At 67.8% G+C, this 12225-nt stretch carries 11 protein-coding genes; 10 read left to right on the top strand and 1 reads right to left on the bottom strand.

The genetic code is table 11. From position 1 onward, the window contains the following. Positions 1 to 107 precede the first annotated feature (107 nt). The 10 genes from ACYVKL_RS08350 (at position 108) to ACYVKL_RS08395 (ending at position 10557) form a co-directional block, all read left to right on the top strand. A complete protein-coding gene (locus tag ACYVKL_RS08350; RefSeq protein WP_379169684.1) occupies positions 108 to 563 on the top strand; it encodes a hypothetical protein in 456 nt (151 codons plus the stop codon). A 106-nt stretch (positions 564 to 669) separates the two neighbouring features. Further along, complete coding sequence (locus ACYVKL_RS08355; protein WP_379169686.1) at positions 670 to 2106, top strand: hypothetical protein; 1437 nt, start codon at positions 670 to 672, stop codon at positions 2104 to 2106. Next, positions 2103 to 2507, top strand: coding sequence for a FixH family protein (locus ACYVKL_RS08360; RefSeq protein ID WP_379169688.1), 405 nt, complete (start codon positions 2103 to 2105; stop codon positions 2505 to 2507). Before ACYVKL_RS08355 ends, ACYVKL_RS08360 begins: the two co-directional genes overlap by 4 nt. Before the next feature lie 29 nt (positions 2508 to 2536). Then, positions 2537 to 3697 (top strand): hypothetical protein, encoded by a 1161-nt coding sequence (locus tag ACYVKL_RS08365; protein ID WP_379169690.1) that lies wholly within the window; start codon positions 2537 to 2539, stop codon positions 3695 to 3697. After that, positions 3694 to 4242, top strand: a complete 549-nt coding sequence (locus tag ACYVKL_RS08370; RefSeq protein ID WP_379169692.1) for a hypothetical protein — start codon at positions 3694 to 3696, stop codon at positions 4240 to 4242. Before ACYVKL_RS08365 ends, ACYVKL_RS08370 begins: the two co-directional genes overlap by 4 nt. A gap of 115 nt (positions 4243 to 4357) precedes the next feature. Further along, positions 4358 to 5830: an HNH endonuclease signature motif containing protein gene (locus ACYVKL_RS08375; RefSeq protein WP_379169694.1), complete on the top strand. Its 1473-nt coding sequence runs from the start codon at positions 4358 to 4360 to the stop codon at positions 5828 to 5830. A gap of 497 nt (positions 5831 to 6327) precedes the next feature. Then, a complete protein-coding gene (locus tag ACYVKL_RS08380) occupies positions 6328 to 7683 on the top strand; it encodes a glutamine synthetase family protein (protein ID WP_379169696.1) in 1356 nt (451 codons plus the stop codon). Further along, the gene (locus ACYVKL_RS08385; RefSeq protein ID WP_379169698.1) at positions 7664 to 8407 is read left to right on the top strand and encodes a gamma-glutamyl-gamma-aminobutyrate hydrolase family protein; all 744 of its coding nucleotides are present in this window, start codon (positions 7664 to 7666) and stop codon (positions 8405 to 8407) included. The genes ACYVKL_RS08380 and ACYVKL_RS08385 overlap by 20 nt, the downstream gene beginning before the upstream one ends. Beyond that, positions 8404 to 9765 carry an aldehyde dehydrogenase family protein gene (locus ACYVKL_RS08390; protein ID WP_379169700.1) on the top strand — a complete coding sequence of 454 codons (1362 nt, stop codon included), beginning with the start codon at positions 8404 to 8406 and terminating at the stop codon, positions 9763 to 9765. The genes ACYVKL_RS08385 and ACYVKL_RS08390 overlap by 4 nt, the downstream gene beginning before the upstream one ends. Positions 9766 to 9789: 24 nt before the next feature. Next, positions 9790 to 10557 (top strand): 3-oxoacyl-ACP reductase, encoded by a 768-nt coding sequence (locus ACYVKL_RS08395; protein WP_357195461.1) that lies wholly within the window; start codon positions 9790 to 9792, stop codon positions 10555 to 10557. Here the strand turns inward: ACYVKL_RS08395 and ACYVKL_RS08400 are convergent, their stop codons facing one another. Continuing rightward, entirely contained in the window at positions 10558 to 12114 is a 1557-nt protein-coding gene (locus ACYVKL_RS08400; RefSeq protein ID WP_379169702.1) for an amino acid permease, read from the bottom strand. It lies immediately after the preceding gene. Positions 12115 to 12225: the final 111 nt, after the last annotated feature.

Raw genomic sequence — 12225 nt, forward strand, 5'->3', positions numbered from 1 at the left:
AGGACTGCGGAGGCACGGCGTGTGCGGCCGGGCCGCGACCGGCTGGTCGCGCATCCGGGCGGGGTGTCCCATGCCGCAGATCCGGGCGTCCGGTGGAGACTGGGCGGGTGGAGGATGCCGAACGGGTGATCGTGGTGGACGCGGCCAATGTGGTCGGGTCGCGGCCCGACGGGTGGTGGCGCGACCGGGCCGGGGCGGCTCGGCGGCTGCTCACCGAGCTGGACGGGCTGCGGGCGCGGTTGCCTGCGTCGACACGGATCATCGTGGTCCTCGAGGGCGCGGCCAAAGCCGCTGCTGATCATCGCGGCGGCAGGTCCCAGGACGCCGCTGAATACGAGAGCGCCGGCGACGGGACACCGGACGGGTCGGCGACGTTGCATGTGGTGCGGGCCGACGGGTCCGGCGACGACAAGATCGTCGACGTGGTGGCCGCCGAGGTGACCGGTTCGGACGAGACGCGAACGGTGATGGTGGTGACCGCGGATCGCGGATTGCGTTCGCGGGTCGAATCTCTCGGAGCGACAACGGTCGGCCCGACCTGGCTGCGAAACCACCTGCCGTAGGCCGCCTTCCACGTCGTTTGCGAGGTATCTACCCTGATACTCCCCTGAGGGGATATCCCCCGCGGGTGGGATTTCCCGGCCAGGTGTTTTCGGTAGGTTCGGAACAGTGCAGCCGCCGTTGATCGTTCGCCTGCGCGGGGTGTGCCTGGTGATCGGCGTGCTCTGCGTTGCCCTGCTGGGTTCCTGGTTCGCGCCGCAAGCGCGGGCCGATGGCGCGGCCGCCGGTGGCGATCTGACCGTGGCGCAATCGCTGGGAGCCCGGGAACTGACCGTCGTGGTGCGGCGGGCCGAGGCCGGGCCGTTGCGGGTCGAGGTCGTGACGCATGTAGGAACCGCGGCGGGGACGCTGGCGGTGAGTGCCGTACCGGTCGATCTCGGGGGTGAGACCTCGACGGGGACCGTGGAACTCGGCGATCGGCCGGGGATCTACGCGGCGACGCTGCGGGTCGATCACGCCGGGCCGTGGGAGTTGACCGTCTCGGATGGAGAGCGGACAGCGCGAATTCCCTTCCTGGTGGCCGCGCGCGTGGTGACGCCGTGGGAGCGGGCCGCGTACGGCGGATTCTTCGCGGCGGGAGCGCTGCTGCTGGTGGCGCTGGGGACCGCGCTGCTCTCCAAGCGGGGGTGGCCGACCTTGATTCCGGTCGCGGCATTGATCGCGGCGGTGACCGTCGGCACGACGGGGGCGGTGTTGTCGGGGCATGCGCCGCAGCCGCGCCCGGCGGGCAGTCTGCTGGATCCGACATCGGGCAATATCGGTGATCCGTACCCGGAGCGGGGCTTGCCGCTGACCACGAACTACTCACGGCCGCCGGTGAATCTGACCGTGCGCGGACAGACCGAGGCCGGGAAGCCGCCCGAGGTCGCACTGTCGCTGACCGATTCGGCGACCGGGCGGCCGGTGGACGATCTGCTGGTCAACGATGACGCACTGCTGCATCTCATGGTGGTGAGTCCATCCGGGCGGCTGTGGCATCGGCATCCGGTTCGGGTCTCGCCCGGGGAGTATCGGGTCAGTCTGGGGCTCGGCGAATCCGGTGACTACGCGGTGGCCGCCGAGATCGCGCGGCGCGGTGGGGGCGTGCAATTGCTGCGATCCGCGCTGCGGATCACCGCGCGAACCGATTCCGGCGCGGCCGATCCCACGGGTTCCGCGCCGGGCGGCGCCACGGTGACAGTCACCGAGGCGGTGTCGGGCGAACCCACCACGCTCACCGCGACATTCGGCGGAGCGGCGGATCTACAGCCCTGGCTGGGGATGGTCGGTCACCTCATCGCGGTCGGACCGCTCCCCGAGGGTGCGCCCGCCGGGACGGCCGCGGCCACGGTACCCATCTGGGCGCACGCGCACGCCATGGCCCCGCTGCCCGCCCTCGGCGCCCAACCGCCTGACGAGTCGGTGGCCGCTTTCGGCCCGAATGTGGCTTTCACCTTCACTTTTCCGCTGCCCGGCCGGTATCTGGTGTGGGCGCAGGCCGAGCGCGGCTATTCGGTGATGACCGTTCCGGCCACCGTCGACGTTCGAGCGGGGGTTCCGCAATGACCAAACGCACGGGAGTGATCGTGACCGTCGTCGCCGTGGTGGCGGCGGTGGCGGTGTGGCTGCTGTGGCCGGCCGACGACACCCCGTCGGTGTCGCGCAGTGCCGCCGGGCCCTACCAGGTGCAGCTGCGGGTATCCGGCTCCGTGCACACCGGCGACAACACCGTCGATCTCACTGTCACCGACGCTCGAGGCAATTCCGCGACGCCGGACAAGGTGTCGGTGGAACCCGCCATGCCGCAGATGGGTCACGCGCTCCCGCCGAGTTCGACTTCCGTGGTCACGCCGGGCCACTACCGGGCGACGGTGCATCTGCCGATGCCCGGACAGTGGGAGATCGCCGTGAAGCTGTCCGGCGCACCGGGTTCCGGGAGCGCCGTCTTCTCCGTCCAGGCCAACTGAATCGAAGGAAAGAGGATCAGGAGCAGCACATGGACCTCACCGCCAATGGTCGCGGCGTCACCGCCGAGGCGACCGCACCGATCACCATCCGACCCTGGCTACCCGCCGTCATCCTGTTCGCGGCCAGCATCACCTTCTCCATCGGCTCCACCTGGGATATCCAGTGGCACTCCGATGTCGGGCCCGACACCTTCTTCACGCTGCCGCACCTGTTCATCTACGCCAGCGCCGCGGTCGCCGGATTCACCGGTCTGACCGTCATTCTCGTCACCTCCGCGGCCGGCCGGGCCGGGCGGCGGGTGGACGGCGAACTCGGCGGACCCGGCATCGGCGTGTTCGGGCGCACCTTCACCGCACCGCTCGGGTACATGGTCGCGGCGCTCGGCGCCGCCTCGTTCCTGCTGTACGGACTGTGGGACCTGTGGTGGCACAGCCTCTACGGGTTCGACGCCATCATCGACTCGCCGCCGCACATCGGCTTGTTCCTGTCCAGCACGGTGATCTCGGTGGGCACGGTGATCGTGTTCGCGGCGGCGCGCGCGCATTCGTGGGGGCGGCTCGGGGCGCTGTTCGCGCTGGCGCATCTGGTCACCAACAGCACGGTGACCGCGCTCGCGGTGCAGCGACTGAGCACCGGGAGCGTGCGCTGGACGGTGGCCGTCACCGCGTTCATGGTGATTCTGATGCTGATCGCGGGCGCGGGATTCACGCGCTGGGGCGCGACCGTCACCGCTGTCTTCGGCTCTGCGACCCAGGCCGTGTTCTGGTGGTTCGCGCCGTGGGCGGCACGTACCTACGCCGATTTCGTGGATTTGCCCATGCGCGAACACATTCGGGGTATCCCTTCCACGCCGGCGTTGATTCCGTTCGTCCTGATCCCGGTCGGGATCGTGATCGACCTGCTCGTGCGCCGGAGCGGCAGCGGTGGCACGACTCGCTGGTTGCCCGCCTTGGCGGGCGCTGTCGGCGGCGCGATCATCGCGGGCGCCAATCCCGTGCAGGGCGTCCTCATCTACGAGGCCCGCTTCCACTTGTCGGCGCTCTTCCACAACTCCCATTTCGGCACCGCCTCGGTCATCATCGCCACTACCATTGCCGCCGCCTTGTTCGGCGCGCTCGCCGGATTCCTCGGCTGGCGCTTCGGTGAGATGCTGCGCCTGACCGCCCCGAGCCAGGAGGCTCTCGCATGATCAAGCGACTATTCGCGGTCGCCGCAACGATTCTCGCGGTGCTGACATTGTCCATGACCGCCGCGGGCACTGCCTCGGCGTATCAGCCGGTCAATATCGTGCATACCGAGCATGTTCAGGCGGGACCGTATTCACTGACCGTCGGATTCAGCCAATGGCCTTTGCGCGCAATGCAATCGCTGGACTTCATCTTCATTCCCGAGGGCGGCATCGAGGACAAGTCGGGGTCGCTCAGCGAAATCCTGCCCAACGGCAAGGCCCGGCACCAGGAGCCGCTGTCCCGACACCCTCGCAAGCGCGAGGATTGGGGCCTGGACGTGCGGTCCCTCGACCAGCAGGGCGCGTGGACCTTCCGCTTCGTCATCGACGGACCGCAGGGCCGCGGCGAAGGCAGCCTCACCAACCTCGAGGTCCTCGAACAGCCCGGTCCCCCGCTGGGTATCAGCTGGGCGATCAGCGCTCTGCCCTTGTTCGGCCTGATCGCGTTTCTCGCTTATGCCTGGCGAAGGAACCGCCGCCCGGACCAAATCCTGCAACCCGCCTGAATGCCAGAGCGACCGAGAATTCAGTGATCCGAAGACGCCGTATGTGTCACCAATTATGTTGGTAGACTGGATAATTCGGGTTCCTTTGAGGTGTTGAAATTGATAGAATAGAGGCATGAATTGGGGCGGGCAGGTTCTCAGCGACGAAGTCACGGTGGCAGATGCCGCCGGGCTGGTGTCGGATGCTGTGAGCGTGCTCGTCCACGATTCGCTCGACTCGCTTTCCGATGAAGATCTGGTGGATGTGCTGCGCGATTGGGAATCAACGCGGCGGCGGATGGCGAGTTTCGAGCACAAGCTGATTCGTGCGGTCGAGAATCGGGGGCTGCCGGAAAAGGCCGGGGTGAAGAGGACTTCGAAGTACCTGGAGCAGACGTTGCGGCTCGGGCATGCGGAGGCTTGTGCGCGGGTTCGGGCGGCGGAGTTGTTGGGGCTGCGGCAAGAGGCCGGACGGGTGGTGGAGCCGTGGCTGTCGTGGACGGCCGCCTTTCAGGAAATGGGTTTAGTGTCAGCGCATTCCGCGCGGGTGATCGCGAAGATCATGGATCGGATCCCGGGCAAGATCGACGCTGATACCCGTGATCGGGCCGAGTTCCAGCTGGCCACCTTTGCCGCCAAGTCCACGCCCGATGATCTGCCGAAGGTCGGGGACCGGCTGTTGGCACACCTCGATCCCGACGGCACGCTCACCAACGATGTCGATCGGCAGCGGCGGCGGGGTGTCAGCCTCGGCAAGCAGGGGGTGGACGGCATGTCCACCATGACGGCCGAGCTGACCCCGGCTTTGCGGGCATTGTTCGACCCGATCTTCGCCAGCCTGGCGCGGCCCGGCATGTGCAATCCCGACGACGCTGAAAGCCCTTGGGCTGCTGACGGGCTCGATGACGAAGCCCTCGCGGGGCTGGAGCGTGCAGCCCGTCGTGATACCCGCACCGCTGCGCAGCGTAACCATGATGCGTTGGTGGCGTTCCTGCGTCCTGAGATGGGTCCGGCGCACACGGGCCAGCACCGCGGGCTGCCGGTGTCGACGATCATCACCATGTCGCTGGCCGAGGTTGAGGCCGCCGCCGGTGTGGCCACCACCGCTTCGGGTGGGACGGTGCCGCTGGAGCAGGCGTTGCAGCTGGCACAGAAGTCCAAGCCGTTCCTGGCGATCTTCGACCACGCCGGACGGCCCCTGCACCTGGGCCGCACCAAGCGCCTCGCGAACTCCGCGCAGCGGCTGGCTTTGATCGCCGCCGAACGTGGCTGCACCCGCCCCGGCTGCAGCGCTCCCGCCACCCTCACCCAGGTCCACCATGTGACCGAGTACGGCAAGGGCGGGGCCACCGACATCGAGAACTTGACCTTGGCTTGCGATGCTTGCCACGCGATGATCCATGACGGTCCGGGTGGTTGGAAAACCGTTGCCATGCCAGCGGATTCGGAACATGCTGGCCGCTCTGGGTGGATAGCGCCACGCCACATCGATCCGACCGGTAGGCCCCAAGTCAACGACCGCCACCACGCGGGCGAACTGATGGCCGCGTCACTGGCGCGACTGCGCGATCGCACGCGCCCACCGGTCAAATGGTGGTCACGCCCCTAATACGAGCCCGAGCCTCACCCAAGGTGGGGCCCTTCGGGCTGCGTGCGTCACGAATGCTCGTGCCGCAAGCGCGTACGCAAAACTACACAGAGTGTGGTCGCCTCGACTGCCCTACCGGACCTGGGCTGACGCCAGGTCGGGAGCCGTATCCCGCCGATCCCGGCCCACGGACTGCACGGACTGCACGGACTGCACGGACTGCACGGACTGCACGGACTGCACGGATCACCGTCTACAGAAAGAACCCAACCCCAACCCCAACCCCAACCCCCATCCCTTCGTTTTCCCCGGGATGCTGCGCGGCCGAACCGTGAGTGGGGCTGGTACGTGAGGGGGCCTCGCAAGCTCGGCCACCCTCTCCCTTATCCAGGCGTCTTTTATCTTTTGGTCTCTTGGTTCTTGTCTTGATCATCTCTGCGTGTATCGACTGCAGCCAGCCCCCGGTTCGCCTAGCGTGAGCACGTTGGCGTCGAGAGGGGTCGAGGATGCGGACCGGGATGTTGAACGTGACGGAGCTGATCGCCAGGGTCGAGGCGGGCACCCTCGATACCGTGCTGGTGGCGATGACAGACATGCAGGGCAGACTGCAGGGAAAACGTTGCTCGGCACAGTTTTTCGTCGACGAAATACTCGACCATGCCACCGAAGCCTGCAACTACCTACTCGCCGTCGACGTCGAGATGACCACCGTCGACGGCTACGAGATGTCCTCCTGGGATACCGGCTACGGCGACTTCGTCCTGCGCCCGGACCTCACCACCCTCCGCCTGCTCCCCTGGTTGCCCGGCACCGCCCTGGTCCTGTGCGACGTCGAACAAGTCGACACCCACGGCAACCACGGCCAACCGGTAGCCGCCTCCCCCAGGCAGGTCCTGCGCGCCCAACTCGATCGCCTGGCCGAGCACGGCCTCTACGCCTACGTCGGCACCGAACTCGAATTCCTCATCTTCGACGACACCTACGAGTCCGCCTTCCGCACCGGCTACCGCGACCTCACCCCGGCCAATCAGTACAACGTCGACTACTCCATGCTCGGCACCGCCCGCATCGAACCCCTGCTCCGCCGCATCCGCACCGAAATGTCCGGCGCGGGAATGTATGTCGAGTCCGCCAAGGGAGAATGCAACCCCGGCCAGCACGAGATCGCCTTCCGCTACGACGAGGCCCTGGTCACCTGCGACAACCACAGCATCTACAAGACCGGCGCGAAGGAGATCGCCGCTCAGGACGGCCGCAGCATCACCTTCATGGCGAAATACAATGAGCGGGAAGGCAATTCCTGCCACATCCATATCAGCCTGCGTGACGCGTCAGGGCAGCCGGTCTTCGCCGACGGCGACGGTCCGGGAGCGCTCATGCGGCACTTCATCGCCGGCCAACTCGACAGCCTGCGCGAACTCACCTACATGCTGGCACCGAATATCAACTCCTACAAACGGTTCCAGGCCGGAAGCTTCGCACCGACCGCCCTCGCGTGGGGCCGCGACAACCGCACCTGCGCGCTGCGCGTCGTCGGCCACGGCCCGTCGTTGCGCTTGGAGAACCGCATCCCCGGAGGCGACGTGAACCCGTACCTGGCCGTGGCCGCGGTCATCGCCGCGGGCCTGCACGGTATCGACCATCAGCTGCCGCTCGAACCGGAGTTCCACGGCAACGCCTACCGCTCCAACCGACCGCGCGTCCCGCACACCCTGCGTGAGGCGGCGCATCTGTTCGGCGAGAGCAAGGTCGCGCAGCAGGCGTTCGGCGCGGACGTGGTCCGGCACTACCGCAATGCCGCACAGGTCGAGCTGGACGCTTACGATGCGGCGGTGACCGACTGGGAGCGGATCCGTGGCTTCGAACGACTCTGACACCGTCCGGCGGCCGATCATCGGCCTGCCCACCTACTCCGAGCGCGCCCGCTTCGGGCACTGGGACGTGGATGCCGCCGTGCTGGCGCGCACCTATGTCGATCTGACCGAGCGGGCGGGCGGCATCCCGGTTCTGTTGCCACCGATCGGAGCGGCGCGGCCCGAACTGGTCGAGCGGCTCGACGGGCTGGTGCTCACCGGCGGCGCGGACCTGGACCCCGCCCGGTACGGCGCGTCCGCGCATGCCGCGACCCGGGGGCTGCGGCCGGACCGCGACGAATCCGAGTTCGGGCTGTTCACGCTCGCGCGGGAGGCGGGGCTGCCGGTGCTGGCGATCTGCCGCGGACTGCAATTGGTGAACGTCGCGCTCGGCGGCACTCTGGTGCAGCACATCCCGGACGTGGTCGGGCATACCGATCATTCCCGGACGCCCGGCGTCTTCACGGTCACGACCGTCAGCACCGTGCCGGGCAGCCAGGTGGCCGCCATCGCCGGCCCGGAGGTGAAGGCGCACTGCCACCACCATCAAGCGATCGACATCCTCGCCCCGGAGCTCATAGCCTCCGCGCACGCCCCGGACGGCATCATCGAGGCGGCAGAGAGCCGCGAGGGACCGTTTCTACTGGGCGTGCAATGGCATCCGGAGGAGAACGCGACCGAGACCCGTCTCATGCGGGCCCTGGTCGATCAGGCCGCACAGTATGCGAAGGAGCGCAACCGGTGACAACGACCGACGTCGTCAATCCCGCCACCGAGACAGTGGTGGCCACCATCGAATCGGCCGACGCGGCCGCCACCGACGCCGCCATCGAACGCGCCCACCGCGCGTCGGCGGGCTGGCGGGCCGTCGCCCCCGGCGACCGGGCGCGGCTGTTGCGGCGCTTCGCCGAGGCGGTCGACGCCGAGATCGAACAGCTGGCGCGGCTGGAAGTGAGCAATGCGGGCCACACCATCGGCAACGCCCGCTGGGAGGCGGGCAATGTCCGCGACGTGCTGCACTTCAGCGCGGGTATGCCGGAACGGTTGTCGGGCAGTCAGATTCCGGTCGCGGGCGGGGTGAACATCACCTTCTGCGAGCCGCTCGGGGTGGTCGGGATCATCGTGCCGTGGAACTTCCCGATGCCGATCGCGGCCTGGGGTTTCGGTCCGGCTCTCGCGGCCGGGAACACCGTCGTGCTCAAGCCGGCCGAACTGACCCCGTTGACCGCGATCCGGCTCGGGGAGCTCGCGCTGGAAGCGGGCTTGCCGGAGAACGTCTTCCAGGTGATCCCGGGCCGCGGTTCGGTGGTCGGGGCGCGGTTCGTCACGCATCCGGCGGTGCGCAAGGTGGTGTTCACCGGCTCCACCGAGGTGGGCAAGCAGATCATGGCCGGGTGCGCCGACCAGGTGAAGCGGGTGACCCTCGAATTGGGCGGCAAGAGCGCCAATATCGTGTTCGCCGACGCGGATCTGGAGCGGGCCGCCGCGACCGCGCCCTACGGCGTATTCGACAATGCCGGGCAGGATTGTTGCGCGCGGTCCCGGATCCTGGTGCAGCGCAGTGTGTTCGACCGCTTCCTCGAACTGCTGGAACCCGCGGTGCAGGGGGTGCGGGTGGGCGACCCGGGAGACGAGGCGACCGAGATGGGGCCGCTGATCTCCGCCGCCCATCGGGACCGTGTCGCCGGTTTCCTGGAGCCGTCGACCAAGATCGCCTTCACCGGCGCCCGGGTCGAGGGACCCGGATTCTGGTTCCCGCCAACGGTTGTCCTGCCGACCGGCCCCGGCGACCGGGTGCTGACCGAAGAAGTGTTCGGCCCGGTCGTCGCCGTGCTCCCGTTCGACGACGAGGCCGACGCCCTGCGGATCGCCAATGACACCGAGTACGGGCTGTCCGGCTCCATCTGGACCTCCGACGTCGGTCGCGCCCTGCGGGTGGCGCGGGGCGTCGAGGCGGGGAATCTGTCGGTGAATTCCCATTCCTCCGTGCGGTATTGGACGCCGTTCGGCGGGTTCAAGCAGTCCGGGTTGGGCCGTGAGCTCGGCCCCGACGCGGCGCGCGCCTTCACCGAGACCAAGAACGTCTTCCTCGCCACCGAGTAGCCCCCACCACCATTCGAAGGAGATATGTTGCAGCGCTTACAAGATCGTGTCGCGGTGGTCACCGGCGGCGGCAGCGGTATCGGGCTGGCCACCGTCCGGCGTTTCGCCCAGGAAGGTGCGAAAGTGGTGGTCGCCGATATCGACGCCGCCAGTGGTGAGGCCGCCGCGGCCGAGGTCGGCGGGCTCTACGTGAAGGTCGACGTCACCGACGAGGACCAGGTGCGGGCCATGTTCCAGACCGCCGTGGACACCTACGGCGGCCTCGACATCGCCTTCAACAACGCGGGTATCTCACCACCGGACGACGATTCGATCCTCACCACCGGCATCGACGCCTGGCGCCGCGTCCAGGAGGTCAATCTGACCTCGGTGTACCTGTGCAGCAAGTACGCCATCGAGCACATGCTCGAGCGCGGCAAGGGCTCGGTCATCAATACCGCGTCGTTCGTGGCCGTGATGGGCGCGGCCACCTCGCAGATCTCCTACACCGCCTCCAAGGGCGGCGTGCTGGCGATGAGCCGGGAGCTGGGAGTGCAGTTCGCGCGCCAGGGTATTCGCGTGAACGCGCTGTGCCCTGGACCGGTCAATACGCCCCTGCTGCAGGAGCTGTTCGCCAAGGACCCGGAGCGGGCCGCGCGCCGGCTGGTGCACATTCCCACCGGCCGGTTCGCCGAGCCGGAGGAGATCGCCGCCGCCGTGGCGTTCCTCGCCAGCGACGATTCCTCCTTCATCACCGCCTCGCAGTTCCTGGTCGACGGCGGCATCTCCGGGGCGTACGTGACCCCGCTGTAGTCAGGCGCTGACGGGGGCCTCCTCTGCCCCCGGCGGCTCCTCAACTGTCCGCTTGGGCCCGGTGAACCAGCGCCGGGCCGAGACGAACCACCAGATCGCGATCGCGCCCACCACCCCGACCAGGGTGATGGGCGCGTAATTCACCGAGTTCCAGGTGAATCCGTCCACCCACGGATACCCGTGGTCGTCGGTCGGCAGGATGAACAGGACGCTGATCAGCACGATCCAGATCAACGCGATGATCCCGATCGGCCGGTACCAGCGTCCGAGCTGCCACGGCCCGGCCTGGAATCGATCCCCGCGCAGCAGCCGCAGCAGTACCGGAATCCCGTAGGCGATGTACAGGCCGATGGTGGCCACCGAGGTCGCGGCGGCATAGGCGGTCGGGGCGTTGGCGGCGGGCACCAGCATGGACGGGATCAGCAGGATGAACGCGAACACCGAGACGAACACGACCGCGTTCACCGGCACCCGCCGCGCCGACAGGGTCGCCCACAGCTTGGAGCCGGGCACCGCGCCGTCGCGGGCGAAGGCGAACAGCATCCGAGAGGCCGCGGTCACCGAGGCGTAGCCGCAGAACAATTGGGCGATGGCGGCGATGATCAGCAGCAGCCCCGACCAGAACGAGTTCAGCGAATTCTGCAGGATGTAGATGACCGGATAGCCGCTGTTCTTGGTCGGGTCCAGGGCGTCGTCGAGGTTCGGGATCGCGAAGGTCACCGCCATGATGAGCAGATACCCCGCGACCGCCGACACCACGATGGTGTTGATGATCCCCTTGGCCGCCATCCGCGAGGCGTCGCGGGTCTCCTCCGACATGTGCGCCGAGGCGTCGTATCCGGTGAACGTGTACTGCGCGTGTAGCAGGCCGAGCAGGAAGCTGAAGGCCACCCCGCCGAATCCGACGGCACTGTTGTCCACGGTCTTGGTGAACACGAATCCGATGCTCTGATGGTGTCGCGCACCGAATCCCAGCACCACCACGAACAGGGCGACACCGCCCACATGCCACCACGCGGACACATTGTTGATCACCGCCGACAGGTGCGGGCCGATCACGTTCAGCACCGCGTGCAGCACCAGGATGCCGGAGAACACCAGGAAGATGGCGGTGCGGTCGGTGCCGATGTCGACCCCGATGACATTGAGCACGGCGGTGGTGAAGATGGCCGCGCCGTAATCGATGGCGGCGGTCACCGCGATCTGCCCGATCAGGTTGAACCAGCCGGTGAACCAGCCCCACACCGGCCCGCCCAGTTCCGACGCCCACCAGTACAGGCCGCCGGAAGTCGGGTAGGCCGAGGCCAGTTCGGCCATGGCCAGACCGACGAACAGCACCATCACCGAGACCAGGGGCCAGCCCCAGGCCATGGTGATCGGCCCGCCGTTGGCCAGGCCGATCCCGTAGCTGGCCAGGCCGCCGGTGAGAATCGAGACAATGGTGAAGCTGATCGCGAAATTCGAGAATCCGGACCAGGATCGCGCCAATTCCTGTTTGTAGCCGAGTTCGGCGAGCCGCCGTTCGTCATCATCGGATCGAGACTGGGTTGCGGTCATGCTTGCTCCCATGTGAAAACACCGCCCTCACACGGCGTTTGCCAGGAGCCCAGTGTGCGGCAATCGCGCGACGGGCGCAGGGCCAACGCCGAAACCGGTCGCCCGGTACAC

This window comes from Nocardia tengchongensis (assembly GCF_054781395.1).